Annotated in this window: 17 protein-coding genes; 8 read left to right on the top strand and 9 right to left on the bottom strand. The window is 66.7% G+C overall.

Annotation, left to right across the window (positions count from 1 at the left end; all coding sequences use genetic code 11):
- Positions 1 to 5 precede the first annotated feature (5 nt).
- The 8 genes from ehuD to CE453_RS17930 form a co-directional block, all read right to left on the bottom strand.
- Complete coding sequence (gene ehuD, locus CE453_RS17965) at positions 6 to 665, bottom strand: ectoine/hydroxyectoine ABC transporter permease subunit EhuD (RefSeq protein WP_089175823.1); 660 nt, start codon at positions 663 to 665, stop codon at positions 6 to 8.
- The gene (locus CE453_RS17960; protein WP_089175822.1) at positions 655 to 1314 is read right to left on the bottom strand and encodes an amino acid ABC transporter permease; all 660 of its coding nucleotides are present in this window, start codon (positions 1312 to 1314) and stop codon (positions 655 to 657) included. The genes ehuD and CE453_RS17960 overlap by 11 nt, the downstream gene beginning before the upstream one ends.
- 17 nt (positions 1315 to 1331) lie before the next feature.
- Positions 1332 to 2213, bottom strand: a complete 882-nt coding sequence (gene ehuB / locus CE453_RS17955; protein ID WP_089175821.1) for an ectoine/hydroxyectoine ABC transporter substrate-binding protein EhuB — start codon at positions 2211 to 2213, stop codon at positions 1332 to 1334.
- Positions 2214 to 2464: 251 nt separating this feature from the next.
- Entirely contained in the window at positions 2465 to 3343 is an 879-nt protein-coding gene (locus CE453_RS17950; protein WP_089175820.1) for a LysR substrate-binding domain-containing protein, read from the bottom strand.
- A 184-nt stretch (positions 3344 to 3527) separates the two neighbouring features.
- Entirely contained in the window at positions 3528 to 4682 is a 1155-nt protein-coding gene (locus tag CE453_RS17945) for an NAD(P)/FAD-dependent oxidoreductase (protein ID WP_089175819.1), read from the bottom strand.
- Positions 4679 to 6043 carry an FAD/NAD(P)-dependent oxidoreductase gene (locus tag CE453_RS17940; protein WP_089175818.1) on the bottom strand — a complete coding sequence of 455 codons (1365 nt, stop codon included), beginning with the start codon at positions 6041 to 6043 and terminating at the stop codon, positions 4679 to 4681. Before CE453_RS17940 ends, CE453_RS17945 begins: the two co-directional genes overlap by 4 nt.
- Positions 6036 to 6344 carry a (2Fe-2S)-binding protein gene (locus tag CE453_RS17935; RefSeq protein WP_089175817.1) on the bottom strand — a complete coding sequence of 103 codons (309 nt, stop codon included), beginning with the start codon at positions 6342 to 6344 and terminating at the stop codon, positions 6036 to 6038. Before CE453_RS17935 ends, CE453_RS17940 begins: the two co-directional genes overlap by 8 nt.
- A 93-nt stretch (positions 6345 to 6437) precedes the next feature.
- Positions 6438 to 7262: an IclR family transcriptional regulator gene (locus CE453_RS17930; RefSeq protein ID WP_248307776.1), complete on the bottom strand. Its 825-nt coding sequence runs from the start codon at positions 7260 to 7262 to the stop codon at positions 6438 to 6440.
- Positions 7263 to 7382: 120 nt separating this feature from the next.
- On the opposite strand from CE453_RS17930, the gene CE453_RS17925 reads away from it, so the two are divergent.
- From CE453_RS17925 to CE453_RS17900, 6 genes are all read left to right on the top strand, one after another.
- The gene (locus CE453_RS17925; protein ID WP_089175816.1) at positions 7383 to 8156 is read left to right on the top strand and encodes an enoyl-CoA hydratase/isomerase family protein; all 774 of its coding nucleotides are present in this window, start codon (positions 7383 to 7385) and stop codon (positions 8154 to 8156) included.
- A gap of 85 nt (positions 8157 to 8241) precedes the next feature.
- Entirely contained in the window at positions 8242 to 9309 is a 1068-nt protein-coding gene (locus tag CE453_RS17920) for an ABC transporter substrate-binding protein (protein ID WP_089175815.1), read from the top strand.
- A gap of 15 nt (positions 9310 to 9324) precedes the next feature.
- Positions 9325 to 10389 (top strand): ABC transporter ATP-binding protein, encoded by a 1065-nt coding sequence (locus CE453_RS17915; RefSeq protein ID WP_089175814.1) that lies wholly within the window; start codon positions 9325 to 9327, stop codon positions 10387 to 10389.
- Positions 10386 to 12140, top strand: a complete 1755-nt coding sequence (locus tag CE453_RS17910; RefSeq protein WP_089175813.1) for an ABC transporter permease subunit — start codon at positions 10386 to 10388, stop codon at positions 12138 to 12140. The genes CE453_RS17915 and CE453_RS17910 overlap by 4 nt, the downstream gene beginning before the upstream one ends.
- Positions 12141 to 12153: 13 nt before the next feature.
- Positions 12154 to 13689 carry a class I adenylate-forming enzyme family protein gene (locus tag CE453_RS17905; RefSeq protein ID WP_089175812.1) on the top strand — a complete coding sequence of 512 codons (1536 nt, stop codon included), beginning with the start codon at positions 12154 to 12156 and terminating at the stop codon, positions 13687 to 13689.
- A gap of 1 nt (position 13690) precedes the next feature.
- Positions 13691 to 14773: a hypothetical protein gene (locus tag CE453_RS17900; protein WP_089175811.1), complete on the top strand. Its 1083-nt coding sequence runs from the start codon at positions 13691 to 13693 to the stop codon at positions 14771 to 14773.
- Between the two features lie 139 nt (positions 14774 to 14912).
- Here the strand turns inward: CE453_RS17900 and CE453_RS17895 are convergent, their stop codons facing one another.
- On the bottom strand, positions 14913 to 15533 hold the full coding sequence (locus CE453_RS17895; protein ID WP_248307775.1) for a MarR family winged helix-turn-helix transcriptional regulator: 621 nt from the start codon (positions 15531 to 15533) through the stop codon (positions 14913 to 14915).
- Between CE453_RS17895 and CE453_RS17890 the strand changes: the two genes are divergently transcribed.
- Both CE453_RS17890 and CE453_RS17885 read left to right on the top strand, forming a co-directional pair.
- Positions 15532 to 16476 (top strand): alpha/beta fold hydrolase, encoded by a 945-nt coding sequence (locus tag CE453_RS17890; RefSeq protein ID WP_089175810.1) that lies wholly within the window; start codon positions 15532 to 15534, stop codon positions 16474 to 16476. The genes CE453_RS17895 and CE453_RS17890 overlap by 2 nt on opposite strands.
- Positions 16477 to 16526: 50 nt before the next feature.
- Positions 16527 to 17732, top strand: a complete 1206-nt coding sequence (locus CE453_RS17885) for an ABC transporter substrate-binding protein (RefSeq protein ID WP_089175809.1) — start codon at positions 16527 to 16529, stop codon at positions 17730 to 17732.
- The last annotated feature ends 56 nt before the right edge of the window (positions 17733 to 17788 follow it).

Raw genomic sequence — 17788 nt, 5'->3', positions numbered from 1 at the left:
CGTTGTCAGCGTTGGGCGGAGAGCAGCAGCCGCTCTTCCAGTCGCCTGACGAACCAGGCGAGCACGAGGGCGATGGCGAGGAAGATCGCGCCGACGACGACCATCGGCTCGGTGTAGCGGAAGGTGTCGGAGGCGATGTCGAGCGCCGCGCCGAACGCCTCGTAGACGGCGATGGCGGCGAGGTAGGGCGTCGATTTGAAGATGCCGATGAAGTAGTTGCCCATCGGCGCGGCGATATTGCGCAGCATCTGCGGCGCGATCACCAGCATGACGGTCTGCAAACGGGTGAGGCCGAGCGCTCGCGCGGCCTCGAACTGGCCGGGCTTCACGCCATCGATGCCCGCCTTGAAGACCTCGGCCAGATAGCCGCTGTAATAGAGGCTGATCGCGATGACGCCGATGGCGAGCGCCGGCAGCTTGATGCCGTAGGACGGCAGGACGAAGTAGAAGAAATAGAGCTGCACGAGCAGCGGCGTCGAGCGGATGAAGTCGATCAGGAAGCGCATCGCATAGCGCATCACCCGGTTGCTGCGGCGCGCGATCTCCAGGGTGAAGCCGAGCAGAGAGGCGCCGACGCAGCTCAGCAGTGCCACGAGGATCGAGGTCCAGAGCGCGCCGACGATCTTCGGCACGATGGACAGCGCGAAGCCGAGATCAAACGGCATGGTCGAGCTTCCGTCCGGCGCCGACCTTGCGCTCGACCCAGCGGCCGATGATCGTCGCCGGGTAGCACAGGATGAAATAAGCGACGAGCAGCGCGAAATAGACCTTTGGCGGATCGTAGAAGAGCTGCGAGATCTCCTTGGCGCGGAAGGTCATGTCGGTCAGCGTCACCAGCGAGACCAGAGCCGTACCCTTCACCAGCTGGATGAACTGGTTGATGAAGGTCGGCACCATTGCGAGCAGCGCCTGCGGCAACTCGATCAACATCAGAATCTGCCAGCTCCGCAGGCCGAGGGATCGTCCGGCTTCGCTCTGCCCTTTGTCGAGGGATTGCAGGGCGCCGCGCACGGCCTGGCTGCCATAGGCGCCGATATGCAGGCCGAGCACCATCGAGCCCACGGTGATGCCCGACAGCCGCAGGCCGAAGGACGGCAGCGTATAGTAGAAGCCGTAGAGCAGGATCACGACGGAGGTCGAGCGCCAGAACTCGATGACAGCCGTGATCGCGCCATAGGCGAGGCCGCGCCAGCTATGCTGGGCGATGCCGGCGGCGAAGGCGAAGGGCACGGCATAGAGCATGCCGAGCACCGTCACCGTCAGCGTGACGTTCAGCCCCTGGAAGATGCCCGAGAGGACTTCGAGAAAGCTCATGATGCCGGCCGAGTCGCTCAGCCGTTACCGGCGCAGATCTGCGCCGTCGTAATGGAGCCGGCGTCCTCGTCGGCGGTGAAGTTATACTTCTCCATGATCGGCTTGAGGGCGCCGCTGGCGCGCAGCTTGGCGAGCTCGGCATTATAGGCGTCGCGCAGCTTGGCGCTGTTCTTGGGGAAGACCGTGCCGGTATAGAGCTTGGCCGGCTGGCCGTTCGGCTTGATCAGCCCCTTGAACGGCACGGCGCGCTCGATGCCCTCGACCTTCTGCTCGTCGATGACGCCGATGGCGCTGGGCACCGACAGGGTGGTGACATCGGCGCGGTCAGCGAGGATGGCGCTGACCGCGGCCTCGTTGTTCGGGAAGAGCGCGATTTGCGATTCCGGCACGCCGGCGGCGATGGCGTTCTTGGTATTCTCGGAGCCGCGGCCGCCGGCGAGGCGCACCTTCGGGTTCTTGACGATGTCCTCGTACGAATGCAGGTTCAGCGGGTTGCCCTTCTTGACCAGCAGGCTGTCTCCGACGGCTACGTCCGGTTCGCTGAACAGCACCTGCTCGCAGCGCGGCGGCGTGATTGCGACGCCGGACGCGATGATGTCGAAGCGCCCGGCCAGCAGGCCCGGGATCATCGCGCCGAAATCGGAGACGACGAACTCGAAATCCTTGACACCGAGCGGGGCGAAGACCGCGCGGATCACATCGGGATGAATGCCGACGACCTTGTTGTCCTTGTCGCGATAGGCCCAGGGCGTACGGTTATGGATGCCGACGACGAGCTTCTTGCCGGCCCATTCCGAGGTCTGCGCCTGCGCCGGGGTGCCGGGGATAGTGAAACTGGAGAATGCGGCAAGGGCGCCGGCAAGCAGAAGGGGAAAGCGGCGACGCGCGGTGACGGTCATGTCGGGCTCCGATCCGAATGGTTGGCCTGTACTGTGCAGGATCTGGGGGAGGAGGAGCTTCGTGCGCTTGCACCTCGAGGCTGCGTCTCAGGTCGCGCCTCACCGCTCGCAGGCCTGGCGGCCCGCTGCATGGTCGTATTCATCGATACCCCTCGAAAGCGCGTCTTTGGCGCGTTTCGAGGAAGGATAGCGGGGGAGGCGGACCAGGCAATTCGAGCCTGGGCATAACTCGATGCCGTGTTGTTATGGCTTCAGCGGGCTTCCATCAGGCAATCGATGAAGTCGCGCACGAGCTGCGATTTCGGCCTGTCCGGCGGCAGGATGAGGAAGCTTCGACTCTGCACCGGCGGTTCGAATGGACGCAGCACGAGCTGGCTCTGGTCGTGGCCTGCGATCGCATACGGGCTGATCAACCCGACGCCGACGCCTTGGGCCACCAGAGCGCAGACAGTCGCGGCATAGATCGTCTCGACCACGACTCGCGGTGGTGGCGCCCCGGCCTCCGACATGATCATGTCGAAGCGCTGCCGGGCGCGATCCTCCGGGACATAGGCGACGAAATCGATGCCCGACAGGTCGTGCGGGCCGATCGTCTCGCGTTCGGCCAGGGGATGGCCGAGCGGCATGGCACAGAGGGCGCGCGGCTGGACGAAGACCTGGTGGACAACGCCGGTGACGTCGATTTCGTCGGCGGCGAGGCCGACATCGTAGATCCCGGAAGCAACGCCGTCCCGCACATCCCGGGAGGGCAGGACCATCAGCGTGACGGTCGCGTCGGGGCGCAGGTTGCGGAAGCGCAGCACGGCGTTCGGGACGATCGACGAGCTCAGCGCCGACAGCGTCGCGACCCTGAGCTGGCCGGCTCCGTAGTCGCGGATGCGGGCGGCGCTGGCGCGCAGCCGGTCCATGCCGCGGAAATTGGCCTCGACCTCGGCGAAGAAGGTTCGTCCTTCCGGTGTCGGCACGATGCGATTGCGCACCCGGTCGAACAGGGCGAAGCCCAGCGACCTTTCGAGTTCCGCGATCAATCGGCTCACGCCGGGCTGGGTGACCCCGAGGATCTCGGCCGCCCGCGAGACGGTTCCCGCTTTCATGACAGCGGCAAAGACTTCAATCTGACGGCTGTTCAAGTTTCATCCGCCCGGCGCATCGCATTCACGTAGACGCTAACGCATGAGGCCTGCAAGCGGACATCTCCGATCGCTTCGTTGGAAACGCTGGCTCTCGGGCAATGCGCCAACCTCCGCTCGCGACGCCGGCCCACCGGCCGGTTCCGTCGCGAAGGGCGATCGGGGTCGGCCAGAAACAGCGTCGTCAGTCGAATTCCTTGCGGAACTTCTCGCTGACGACCGCCGTCGCGCGGAAACGAGCGATTGCAAAGGGTTCGAGCGGCGTCGGCGTCGCGCCGTCGACGATCATCTCGCTGAGGCAGAGGCCGACGCCGGGGCCGATCTGGAAGCCGTGGCCGCAGAAGCCGAAGGCGTGGAACAGGCCGGGTGTCGTCTCGCTCGGCCCGATCACCGGGATCATGTCCGGCAGATAGGCCTCGATGCCCGACCAGACCCGGATGACGTGGCACTGGGCGAGCAGCGGTGCGACGCGCGCCAGTGCCCGCATCGCCGCGAGCGTCTTGGCCGGCGGCACGGGTGCCCGGTTCGCCTGTGGATCCGAGGCGGTGCGCGGGTAGCCGGCGAGGATGATGTTGCCGCGCGGAATCTGGCGGAAGATCACCGAGCCGTCGATGGCCTGCACCGACGGGCCGATCTGATAGGGGAACGGTTCGGTCACGAATTGCGGCGGCCCGGCCGGAAAGATCGGCGCCGTCTCGCCGAAGCGCTCGGCGATCTCCAGCGCCCAGGCGCCGGCGCTGTTGACGAGCACGCCGCAATGCAGGCTGCCGCCATCGGCGAGAGACAGCGTGAAGCCGTCGCCCGAGCGGTCGACCGTGACCACGCGGGTGTTCTCGCGAATCTCGACGCCAAGTCTTGCTGCGGCACGCGCCACTGCAGGCGTGGCGAGGCGGGGATTGGCGGTGGCGTCGCGGGCAGAGAAAGTGGCGGCGACGGCACGCTCGCCGAGCCAGGGCCAGCGTCGCTTGAGATCGGCGGGGCCGACGCGCTCGATCGCGAGCCCGTGGGATTCGGAGACCGCGGCGTAGCCCTCGAGCCTAGCGTGCTCTTCGGCATCATAGGCGAGGTAGAGATGCCCGGTCTGCTCGAATTCGCAATCCTCGCCGATCAGCTTGTCGAAATCCTCCCAGAGCGCCTGGGACCGCAGCGAGAGTGGATATTGGCCGGGAAAACGCCCCTGCAAGCGCAGGTTCCCGAAATTGACGCCACTCGACTGGGCGCCGATGACGCCCTTTTCCAGCAAGATCACACGTTGGCCACGCCGGGCGAGGAAGAAAGCCGTCCAGGCGCCGATCAGGCCGCCGCCGACGATCGCGACATCAGTCGTGCGCCCACTCATGCCGTGCTCCCGGCCGCGGCGAGAGCGATCGGCTTGACCGGAGCCTGCCCGCGCAGCCTTCCAGCCGCTGCGCCGTCATCGCCGGCCTGGGCGGCAACGATCTCCTGGAGGGCGGGGCCGCAGACGCGGCCCTGGCAGCGGCCCATGCCGCAGCGCGTCATCGCCTTGACCCGGTTGACCTCGATCGGGCCGAGATCCCGCGCCATCGCGGCGCGGACCTCGCCGACCGTCACCTTCTCGCAGCGACACAGCGTCACTGAATCGGGCAGGGCGGCGATCTGGGCCTTCGGCCAGGCGAAGGCGCGGGCGAGACCTCGTTGAAAATCGCGCAGGCGCCAGACATGGCGGGCGAGCTCCCGCGTCGCGGCGATATCCTGTCCCTGCCCGAGATCGGCCAGGATCGCCTGGGCGGCAAGCGCGCCGCTGGCCTCGGCGGCATCGGCCCCGCCGATCCGGACGCCGTCGCCGGCTAGGTAGAGCCCCGGCCGCGCCCGGCCCATGCCGTCGATCTGCGGCAGAAACAACCGGAAGTCAGGATCATATGAGAACGAGGCACCGGCGAGGTCGGCGAGCTGCGTCTCCGGCTTCAGACCATAGCCGAGCGCGACCGCGTCGCAGGCGAAGCGGCGCTCGCGGCCTTGGGCATCGCGCAGCACCAGCGCCGCGACTTGGTCTTCGCCCTCGATGGCGACCGGCGTCACTCCGTGCAGCATCGGAGTTCCGGTGCGCAGCGCGGCGCCCATGTACCAGAGGCCGCGAATGAGCGTGCGCGGAGCCCGCAGGAGGCGAGGGAGCGCCGCGATCTTGGCCGCGAACGGCGTCGTGTCGGCGATTACGGCGATCTCCGCGCCCATGTCGCGATATTGCTTGGCCGCCAGCGTCAGCAGAGGCGAAGCGCCCAGGAAGGCGACCCGGCTGCCGATCAGGCAGCCCTGGTCCTTCAGTGCGATCTGCGCGCCGCCGAGCGTGAACACGCCTGGCAGGGTCCAGCCCGGCACGGGAGCGATGCGGTCCATGGCACCGCTGGCGATCAGCAGCCTGTCGAAAGCGAGCGTCTGGGCCTGCCCGTCACGCAGCAAGTGCAGCGTATTGCCGTCGATCGCCCAGACGAGTGTCTGCGGACGGTAGTCGAGGCGCGGCCGCAGGGCTTCGAAGCGGCGATGGAGCGCGGTGTATTTCCGCGCCTCCGAGCCCATCAGCCGGACCATATCGAGGGGGAGGTCGTCCGCCGGCCGGCGATAGCCCTGGCCGCCGGCGCGCGCGCCTTCGTCGATCAGAACCGGCTTCAGCCCTTTGGCGCAGAGCACTTCGGCGGCGGCGATGCCCGCCGGTCCGGCGCCGACGATGACGATCTCAGCCATGGCCGGCAACCTGCGGCTCGGCAAAGAGCTCCATGCCGTCGGCGACGGGGGTAGTGCAGGCCCTGATCCGGCCGCCTTCGGCACTCCAGACCCAGCAATCCTGGCAGGCGCCCATCAGGCAGAAGCCGGCGCGAGGCTCGCCGCCGAATTCGAGACGGCGGACGAGGGCACCGCTTTCGAGAAGCGCAGAGAGCACGCTGTCGCCGACCGTGGCCCGGATGGTTGCGCCGTCGAAATGGAGCGTCGCCGGCCGGCCGGTCCGGAGGGCGACACGGCGGAACAGGGCTCTCGGCGGCTCCATGCGGAATCTCGATATTTTATTTCAATGCGATAAGTCTTTTTGAATATTGATAAGCCGCGCGTTGGCTTGTCAAGCGTCGTGAGGACTGGCCGATCAGACGCGAGAGACGGCGTGCGCTGTCGCAATGACGAGCGAGGAGAAGCGTGAGACTACCTCGGCATGGCTGTAGCGCGAGGTCGAGGTCGCGATGTTGACGGCGGCCTCTGGCCGGCCGTGGTGGTCGACCACAGGGGCCGCGATCGAGGCGTCGCCGATATAGACCTCCTCGAAGGCGGTGGCGTAGCCCTGCGCGGCGGACTGGCGCAGCTTCTGGCGCAACGCCTCGCGTTGCCAGGTGGTCGAGGGCGTATGGGCCTTGAGGTCGGAGGCGTCGATGATCGCTATCGCTTCCTCCTCCGGCAGGCGCGATAGCATCGCGATGCCCGGAGCCGTGGCATAGGCCGGCATGCGGGTGCCGATGATGACGTCGGTGTTCAGCACGTGACGGCTGAGAAAACGAGAGACGAAGATGATCTCCGTGCCCTCCCGCACGGTGAGATTGACCGTCTCCTCCGTCTCCTTGCTGAGATGCATCAGGTAAGGCATCGCCCGGTCGAGCAGGCGGCTGCTGCGCACGAAGTGATAGCCGAGATCGAGCGTCTTCGCGGTCAGCTCGAAGCGCTTGGTCTGCGCGTCCTTGTGCAGATAGCCGAGCTTCGCGAGGGTATGGGTGAAGCGCTGCGCGGCGCTGACGTCCATCCCGGTCTCGGATGCCACCTGCGAGAGACTGAGCGTCTGATGCTGGCGTCCGAAAGCGGAGAGCACCCGGAACGCCTTCTCGACCGAATTGACCATCAGCGCGTCGTCCTTGCGCCCCGGCGGCTCGGCCGGCGGCGCCGCGCGCTTGCGGCCACCCTGTGGGGTTTCGGACATCGTCATCGGGCTCTTTCTCCTCTCCGGATCAATGGCCTCGGCCGGCGACCTTGACAAGCTGTGCCGTCCGGGCAGAATAATCAATAGGATTTATCGCATCGTAATAAAAACTCATCGGAGAGCGGTATGCAGGATTCTGTTCTGATCGAGATGCGCGGCCCGATCGGCATCATCACCCTCAACCGCCCGCAGATCCTCAACGCCTGGAATGCGCCGATGCGCGAGCGGCTGGTCGCATGCTTCGACGAACTGGAGGCCAACGAGGCAGTGCGCGCCATCATCCTGACCGGCGCCGGCGATCGTGCCTTCGGGGCAGGGCAGGACCTCAACGAGACCAAGACCTTCGACCCAGACCGGGCCGAGTTGTGGATGGGCGAGTGGGAGCGCCTCTACGACCGCATGCGCTCGCTCTCGAAGCCGCTGATCGCGGCTCTGAACGGCGTCGCGGCGGGTTCGGCGTTCCAGGTCGCGCTGCTCTGCGACCTCCGCATCGGCCATGAGGGCGTCACCATGGGCCAGCCGGAAATCAACTCCGGCATCGCCTCGGTCACCGGTCCCTGGATCATGAAGGAGATGATCGGGATTGCCCGGACCATCGACCTCACCCTGACGGGGCGGATGATGGATGCCGAGGAGTGCTTCCGCATCGGCCTGATCAACCGGATCGTGCCGAGGGAGAAGGTGATGGAGGCCGCGCTCGCCTTGGCTCAGGAGCTGGCGGAGAAGCCGCCCGTCGCCATGCGGCTCAACAAGGCCCGCTTCCGCGAGGTGACGGAGGAGAGCTTCCGCGAGTGCCTGGTCGCCGGCATCCGCAACCAGCGCGAGGCCTACGCCACCGGCGAGCCGGCGCGCATGATGGAGGCGTTCCTCGCCAAGCGCGCGGCGCGCAAGAGCGCCTGACGCCGGAATGCGGGAAAGCGCGAGCGCCCGACGATTCGATCACCCACGGGGAAATGCGGAAAACCGCTTGAAAGGGGAGAAGACGATGACGAGCATGATCACGAAGCCGACCCGGCGCAGCCTGTTGCAGCTCGCCGGCGGTGTCGCCGCCGGTGCGGTCACGGCGCCTTATCTGATGGGCACGGCGCGAGCCGCCACGCAGATCACGGTTGCCGATCCGGGCGGCCCCTTCGGACCGGCCTTCCGCAAGGCCTTCTACGATCCTTTCGAGAAGGCGACCGGCAACAAGGTCGTCAACGTGGCCCGTGAGGCTGAGCCGACTGCGCAGTTCAAGGCGATGGTCGAGACCAAGTCCTATACCTGGGACGTCTGCACGCTGACGCTCTCGGCCCGCGACATCCTCAAGGCACAGGGTCTGCTCGACCCCATCGGCTTCGCCCATTCCGATGTGCCGAAGCTGATGCCCGAGGCGATCTCGCCTGAATTCATGGGTACCGACGTCTATTCGACGATCTTCGCCTACCGGACCGACAAGGTGAAGAACGCTCCCGCAAGCTGGACCGACTTCTTCAACGTCGAGAAGTTCCCGGGCCGCCGCTCGATGCGCAAGAACCCGATCGACAGCCTCGAGCAGGCTCTGCTCGCCGACGGTGTTCCGCTCGACAAGCTCTATCCGCTCGACGTCGACCGCGCCTTCAAGGTGCTCGACAAGATCAAGCCGCATATTTCGGTCTGGTGGACCGGCGGCGCCCAGTCGACGCAACTGCTGCAGAGCGGCGAGGTCGACATGACCACGGGCTGGAACGCCCGCCTGCAGGCGGCGATCGACGGCGGCGCTCCGGCCAAGATCATCTGGAACCAGGGCCTCTATTCGATCGAGGGCTGGGGCCTGCCGAAGGGCGGCCCGAAGGCGGATGTCGCCCGCCAGTTCATCCGCTTCTGCTCGGACCCGAAGGCGCAGGCCGTCTTCACCGAGGCGCTCGCCTACGGCCCGACCAATCTCGATGCCTATCAGACGATCCCCGCCGAGCGCGCCAAGCTGCTGCCGACCTCGCCCGAGAACCTGAAGCAGATGGCGATCGCCAACGAGGCTTGGTGGAGTGCCAACCGCGCCAAGGTCACCGAGCGCTTCAATGCCTGGCTGCTGACCTGATCCGATGGCGACGGCATGAACGCAACCGAACCCAAGGCTGCCAAGCTCAAGCTCGTTATCGAAGGACTTGGCAAGCGCTACGGCGCCACCACGGCCCTCGAACCGAGCTCGCTCAGCGTCGCGGAGGGCGAGTTCCTGACCTTGCTGGGGCCTTCGGGCTCCGGCAAGACCACGCTGCTCCAGCTCATCTGTGGCTTGGTCGAGGCGAGCGAGGGCAGGGTGGTGATCGACGGGCGCGACCAGTCGGCCACGCCGGTCCATCAGCGCGACATCGGCCTCGTCTTCCAGCATTACGCGCTGTTCCCGCATCTGACGGTGGCGGAGAACATCGCCTTTCCGCTCAAGATGCGCGGGCGTCCGGGTGCGGAGGTCGCCAAGCGCGTCTCCGAAGCCTTGGATATGGTGCATCTCGGGCATCTCGGCGGGCGGTTTCCACGCGAGCTGTCCGGCGGCCAGCAGCAGCGCGTCGCGCTGGCGCGCTGCTTCGTCTACCAGCCCTCGATCATCCTGATGGACGAACCGCTCGGCGCCCTCGACAAGAAGCTGCGCGAGCACATGCAGATCGAGATCAAGCGGCTGCATCGCGAAAGCGGCGCCACCATCGTCTACGTCACGCATGATCAGGAGGAGGCGCTCGCCATGTCCGATCGCATCTGCCTGATGAACCACGCGAAGATCGAGCAGCTCGGCACGCCGCGCGAGATCTACGAGCGGCCACGGACCGCTTTCGCTGCCGATTTCATCGGTATCTCCAACATCTTCCGCGGTCGCTGGGACGGCAACGGCTCGCTCGAAACCGCCCACGGTCGCTTCGCTCTGCCGCGCGGGGCGCAGTGCGAGACGTCCGATGCCGCACTGGTGATCCGGCCCGAGAACCTTCGCCTCGGCGCGCAGGACGGCAACGCCGTCAACGGGCGGGTCAGCGAGATCGTCTATGCCGGCTCCGAGACGCGCATCATTGCAGCGCTCGCCGATGGCGGCCAGCTCGTGCTGCGCCTCGGCCCCGACGACGCCGTGCCCGCCATCGACGAGGCCATCGTCGCCGGCTGGCCGCGCGACAAGGCGGTGCTGGTCGCATGAGCGCCGTCAGCATCGGCCGCGCGCCGACCCGCACCGGCAGGCTGCGCCCCAGCGCGCTCTGGCTGGCCGTGCCCGGCCTCGTCTTCCTCGCGGTGTTCTTCGTCTGGCCGGTGGCGCAGCTCCTGGGTCTGAGCGCCATCGATCCGGAAAGCGGGGCCTATTCGGCCGGTGCCTATCAGCGCATCGCCGCGACCGACGTCTATCTGCGCGTGCTCGGCATCACCTTCCGCATCGCCGGCTGGACGGCGCTCTGGTCGCTGCTGATCGGCTATCCGCTGGCCTATTGGCTGGCGCGCCTGCCCGACCTGTTCCGCGGGCGGATGCTGCTCTTCGTCATGGTGCCGTTCTGGACGAGCTATCTCGTCAAGACCTTCGCCTGGATGCTGATCCTCGGCCGCACCGGCGTGATCAATTCCCTGCTCACAGGCGCTCATGTCGTCGACCAGCCGCTCTCGCTGATCAACAACCAGTTCGGCGTTATGGTCGGCATGGTCCATGCGATGGTGCCGCTGGCGGTGATGACCATGCTGCCGGTGATGACCGGCATCGACCGGCGGCTGGTCCAGGCGGCGCAGACGCTGGGCGCCGCGCCGGCGCGCGCCTTCTGGCTCGTCTATTTCAAGCTCTCCCTGCCGGGCGTCGCGGCGGCGGGACTGCTCGTCTTCATCTCCTCGCTCGGCTTCTTCATCGTCCCCGCCTTCCTCGGCGGGCGGCAGGAGACCATGCTGGCGCAGCTCATCATCACGCAGGTGCAGGAGCTGCTGAACTGGTCCTTCGCCGGCGCGCTCTCGGCGATGATGCTGGCGGCGGCGCTGGTCTCCTGCGTCGTCTACGACCGGCTCTTCGGGCTTTCGACCATCGCCGGGGGGGCAGCCCAGGTCGGCACCGGCCGGATCCGCGATCTCGGCCTGGCGATCCTCTCTCTCGTCGCGACCGTGGCCGCGCGCCTGGGGGCGGTCACGCAGGCCCTGCTCGGCAAGCGCCTCTGCGCACTGCTGCTGCCCGGTTTCTGCTGGCTCGTCATCGCCTTCCTGGTATTGCCGACGCTGCTCGTCATTCCGCTCGCCTTCACCTCCTCGCAATTTCTGGAATTCCCGCCGCCCGGCTACGGACTCGGCTGGTTCCGGACCTATTTCGAATCGCCGCTGTGGATTCAGGCGACGATTCGTTCCTTCGCGGTCGCTTTCGTCACCGCCTTTGCCGCGACGGCGATCGGCGGTTTCGCGGCGCTGGCGCTGGCGAACAGCCGCACCCGCTGGGCCGGGCTGATCTTCGCCTTCTTCCTCGCGCCGATGATCGTTCCGCGCATCGTGATCGCGGTCGGGCTGTTCTACCTCTTCGCGCGTATCGGGCTGATCGCGACCGATCTCGGCCTCGTCATCGGCCATACCGTGCTGGCGATCCCCTTCACCCTCGTCACCATCGCCGCCGTGCTGAAGACCTATGACCAGCGCCTCGACCAGGCGGCGGCGACGCTCGGCGCCAACCGGGTGCGGACGTTGACCGGCGTTACCATCCCGTTGGTCAAAGGCGGCCTCGTCGCCGCTTTCCTCTTCGCCTTCATCACCTCCTTCGACGAGCTCACCATTGCGATCTTCGTCTCGGGCGGGCTCAAGACGACGCTGCCGAAGCAGATGTGGGACGACATGATCCTGCAGCTCAATCCGACGCTCGCGGCGGTCTCGGTCATCGTCTTCATCGTGGTGACGGCGATGCTGCTCGTCGCGGAACGCTTCCGCTCCTCCTCCTGATCGACCGGCGACCATGACGATCCCAGACGACAACGGCTTCGTGAGCCTTCTGACAGCGCGTGCCGCGACGGCGCCGGAGCAGGTCTATGCGCGCTTCTGCGGCGAGCCTGTGACCTATGCCGAGATCGAGCGGCGCTCGGCCGCCTTCGCCGCGCATCTGCGGATGCGCGGCATCGTCGCCGGCGACCGTGTCGCGGTGATGATGCGCAATTCGATCGCGACCATCGCCGTGGTCTTCGGCCTGGCGCGGGCCGGCGTCGCCTGGGTGCCGGTCAATGCGCAGCAACGTGGCGAGGGGCTGCGCTATCTGCTGACCCATTCGCAGCCCCGCCTCGTCGTGGCCGACGCCGAGCTCGCGCCGCAGATCGCCGAGGCGATGGGGCCGGAGGCGGAATTGCCGCTGCTCGCCCATGCGCCCGGCGGCGAGCTCGACGCCATCCTCGCCGAGCCCGCGGGCTTCGCGGAACCTGCCCCGTCCGCGGATGCCGTCTTCGCGATCATGTACACCTCAGGCACGACGGGCCGCCCGAAGGGGGTGATCGTCTCGCACCGTATGCTGCGGCTGGCGGCCGAGAGCGTCGCCTTGCTCTCCGATGCCAAGACTGGCGACGTCTTCTTCGTCTGGGAGCCGCTCTACCATATCGGCGGCGCCCAGCTTCTGCCTCTGCCGATGCTGCGTGGCATCACGCTCGCCATGGTCGAGCGCTTCAGCGCCAGCCGCTTCTGGGATCAGGTCAGGGCCGAAGGCGCCAGCCATATCCACTATCTCGGCGGTATTCTTCAGATCCTGCTGAAGCAGCCGCCGTCGCCGCGCGACCGCGAGCACGGTGTGCGCATCGCCTGGGGCGGCGGCTGCCCGGCCGATATCTGGCCGCTTTTCCGCGACCGCTTCGGCATCGACATCCGCGAATGCTACGGCATGACCGAAGCCTCGAGCCTCACCACCTGCAACGTCACCGGACTGGTCGGCTCGGTCGGGAGGCCGCTGCCCTGGTTCACGGTGCGGCTGGAGGATGCGCAGGGGCAGCCGGTAGCTGCCGGCGCCCGCGGCGAGATCGTGATCGAGACCAGCATCCCCGGCGCGATCTTCCCCGGTTATCTCGACAATCCCGAGGCGACGGCGAAGGCCCTGCGCCCTGACGGTTTCCATACCGGCGACCTCGGCTCCTTCGATCCGCAGGGCAATCTCTATTTCCACGGCCGGATGACCGACAGCGTGCGCTGCCGGGGCGAGAACGTTTCGGCGTGGGAGGTCGAGCATGTCGCGGCCGAGCACGAGGCGGTTGAGGATTGTGCCATGATCGGCGTCGCGGCCGATGTCGGCGAGCAGGACATCAAGCTCTTCGTCAAGCCGCGCGAAGGGGCGATCATCGATCCGCGGCAGCTCTCCGGCTGGCTCGGCCAGCGCCTCGCGCCCTATCAGAACCCGCGCTACATCGCCGTCGTCAACGAGTTCGAACGCACGGCGAGCCAGCGCATCATGAAGCACAGACTCTCGCCCCGACTCGACGATTGCTGGGATCGTGCGGCGATGGCGACGGGGCACTGACATGGCCGCTTGCGACATTCTGGTTTCCGGAACCGGCGGCTTCGCTGCACGCATCGCCTTCGACATCGCGGCCACTGCCGACGAACCGGTCGAGGTCGTCATCGCCGGACGCAATCGCGAGCGGCTGAACTGGCTGCGGACCGCGGCGAACGCCCGCGCGGCCCTGTTCGGCAAGAAGGCGCGCTTCACCACCCACGTAGTCGACCTGCTCGCGCCGAACGCATCGGACGAGATGCTCGCCGCAACCGGCCCACGCATCGTCGTCCAGGCCGCCTCGATCCAGACCTCGCAGGTGATTGCACAGACCGGCAACGCCTGGACGCAGCTCGTCGCTGAGGGCGGCCTGAGCGCCACGGCGGTTTTTCAGGCGCTGCTGTCCTCGCGCGTCGCCGCGGCGATCACGCGCGCCGGCAAGCCGGTGACGCTGATCAATTGCGGCTTTCCCGACGTGGTCAACGGCATGATCAAGGCGATGGGCCACGATGTCGCCTGCGGCATGGGCAATGTCGCGATCCTGGCCAATGTCTTTGCCGGCTCGGCCGCCACACCGCCGCGAAGCGAGGTCAAGGTCCTTGCCCATTACCAGAATCTCGCTGCCTGGCGTCGCCGGCCGGACGAGCGCGACGGGCGGCCGCCGCGTGTCTGGCTCGACGGCGCCGAGGTCGCGGATGTCTATGCCCGTTTCGCCGATATCCAGCTCACGCCCGAGCCGGTGATCGAGATCTCGGGGGCGAGCGGCGTCCCGATGCTGCTCGCCATGGCCGCCGGCCGGGGCTGGCGCGGACATGTGCCGGGGCCGAACGGCCTGCCTGGTGGGTATCCCGTTCGCTTGACGACATCGGGGGCTCTTGAGCTCGACCTGCCCGGAGCGATGGATCAGGCCGAGGCGATCGCCTGGAACGCATCCTACGAGGCGCGGAACGGCCTTGTCGTTTCGTCTGACGGCCGGGCAACTTTCACGGGAATTCTCGGCGAGCGGCTCACCGCGCATATCCCGGTTCTTCGCGATGGCTTCGCTGTGGGGGAGCTGGAAGCGGTTTGCGAGGAACTGCTCCAGCTGCGCGCGATTCTGATGTCGACCTAGATCGCTGACGCCTCCCATTTGGTCGACGTCTTGCGGCAGAGCCGCGAGCCTTAGCGTCCGGCTGGAGCGCGAAGGTTCGCCTGTGGCGCTTCAATGCCGCGCGAGGGCGACAACGCCCGCACTGCGATATCGACGGGGCTCAGAGCTCTGAAGCCGAGCCCCAGTCGGGAACATGCGCGGCGAGCTTGTCGAGCAGGCGGTCGAGCTGCTTGCGCTCCGCGCCTGAGAGGCAGGCAAGCATCGCTGCTTCCCGCGCTTTCAATCCCGGGATGTAGCGGCTGTACAGCTCGCGTCCGGCATCCGTCAGGAAGAGGCGCTGCCGGCGGCTGTCCATCTGGTCGGTGACTCGCCGGATCAGGTCCTTCTTCTCAAGCGCGATGGCGGCGCGGCTAACGCCCGCTTTGAGATGTCCTGAGAATTCGCAGAACTCGGCGGCCGTAATGCCCTCGCGAAAATGCAGGGCGAGCAGGATCACGATCTCCGGGCGCGTGAGCCCCAACTCGGCCTCGATGCGTCGAAAAGACGGCTCCCGATAGAAGTTGAGGATATAGCCGATCTTGTAGGCGGTTGGGATTTCCGTGCCGCCCAGAATGCTGCGCAGGCTTTCATCGCCTTCGGCGGCATGGCTCGGCAGGGCGGGCAGCTCGGACTTATTTGGTCTCATATGAGACTTTCTTGTTGATCTCATGGCAGCATTGGTCGTAGCATCCGGGCAAGAAGATGGCACGGCCTCGACGCCCTGCCGGCGGGAGGATCGCATGAACAGGCCAGCTCCCGCGAGTGCGCGTCCCGTTACGGCCCGAGGGATATTCGGACGCGCCTTCTTCAGCGGAACGGCTACTCGCCCGATCTATGTCGATCACCTGCCTGCACGGGCCGCATCCCATCATCGTCCTGTCGTGATGGTCCATGGCGGCTGCCATACCGGGCAGTGCTATCTCGCGACGCCGGATGGCCGCGAGGGGTGGGCGCCGCACTTCGCCGCGGCGAACCGGGATGTTTTCGTGGTCGACTGGCCCGGCCATGGCCGCTCGCCCGTCTGCGAGGATCTGGCTTCCCTGCCGACGCAGGATATCGCGGAGTCGATCCTCGCGCTGGTCGAACAGGTCGGCCCGGCTGTTCTGCTCGTCCATTCCGCCAGCGGGCCGATGGCATGGTGGATCGCCGAACGGGCACAGCGCTCCGTCGCGGCCGTTCTCGGCATCGCCCCCGGCGCGCCGGCCAACATTCTGGCTGTCTTGCCCGAGGATCGTGAAGCGGTTGCCAGGCTCGGCAACGACATCAGCCTTGGTTGCCCGGTGATGACGCCGGAAGATCGGCCCGTCCGCGTCGGCGATGCCTTCATGCGGAGCTTCTGGGCCAACGCTCCGCGCTTCCCGCAGCACAGCTTCGACCAATACCGTCTCTCGATCGTGCCGGAGAGCGCGCGCCTCTTCAATGAGCGCTTCAATATCGGGGGGCGGGGCCTGCGCATCGCCGACCCCGCTTCTCTGGCGCGGACGCCGATCCTGGTCGTCACCGGGGACCACGATCCCAGGCATCCCAGAGCGATGGATGAAGCGACCGCGCACTATCTGGGCGCAGAGTTCCTGTGGCTGCCGGACGAAGGCATCGAAGGCAACGGCCACATGCCGATGATCGAGGACAACAGCGGTGCCATCGCCGACAGGCTCCTGCGCTGGCTCGATGAGCATGGCCTGTAGGCGAATGATCTGACGATCCGCGCCAAGCGGACCTTATCCGGGAGGACGAAATGAAGAAGCTGCTGCTGGCCGGCGTGACGGCCATGATTGCCTATGCCGGCGCCGCTCGCGCGCAGGTGAGCGATGATGTTGTCAAGATCGGCGTCCTGACCGACATGGCCGGCGTCACCGCCGACATTACCGGCAAGGGTTCGGTCGTTGCCGCCGAGATGGCGGTGAAGGAGTTCGGCAGCACCGTTCTCGGCAAGCCGATCCAGATTCTCGCTGCCGACCATCAGCACAAGGCGGATGTCGGCCTGACCATCGCCCGCCAATGGTTCGACGTCGACAAGGTCGATGCGATCGTCGACGTGCCGAATTCGGCCGTTGCGCTCGCGATCCAGTCCCTGACGCGCGAGAAGAAGCACCTCGTCATGTATTCCGGCGCCGGCACGACCGCACTCACCAACGAGCAGTGCTCGCCCTATGGGTTCCACTGGACCTACGACACCTACGGGGTCGCGCGTGGCACGGCCTCGGCCGTCGTGAAGGCGGGCGGAACCAGCTGGTTCATGCTCGCCTCTGATTATGCCTTTGGCCACCAGTTGCAGAAGGACGCGACCGATGTCGTCGAGGCCAATGGCGGCAAGGTCGTCGGTGCGGTCCGTCACCCGCTGAACAATGCCGACTTCTCTTCCTTTCTCCTGCGGGCGCAGGCCTCCGGCGCCAAGGTGATCGGAATCGCCAATGCCGGCAACGATACGGTCAACGCCATCAAGCAGGCCGGCGAATTCGGCATCACCGAACAGGGGCAGAGCCTGGCGGCGCTCATCTTCTTCCTGCAGGACGTCCACAGCCTCGGGCTCAAGGCGACGCAGGGCACTTATCTGACGACGGCCTCCTACTGGGACATCGACGACGCGTCCCGGGTCTGGTCGAAGCAGTTCATGGAGCGGACGGGGATGATGCCCTCGATGCTGCACGCCGGCGTTTATGGCTCGGTGCTGCACTATCTCAAGGCGATCAAGGAGGCCGGTACGGACGATCCCGACAAGGTGGCCGCCGCGATGAGGGCCATGCCGATCAACGACGCCTTCACGCAGAATGCGAAGATTCGCGCCGACGGCCGGGTCTTGCGGGAGATGTACCTGGCACGCGTGAAGAAGCCGGCGGATTCAAAGGCCCCATGGGACTATTTCGAAATCGTGCGCAAGATCGCGCCGGAAGAGACGGTCTGGCCGCTGTCGGAGAGCAAGTGCCCTCTCGTCGCAAAATAGGGCCGCCCGCTTTCCGCGACCTACCCGGCCCCCGATGTTGACGCGCTGAAACGAAG

Source organism: Bosea sp. AS-1 (assembly GCF_002220095.1).
GTDB lineage: Bacteria > Pseudomonadota > Alphaproteobacteria > Rhizobiales > Beijerinckiaceae > Allobosea.
The sequence above is the reverse complement of the archived record's forward strand: the minus strand, read 5'-3'. Positions and strand labels throughout refer to the sequence as shown.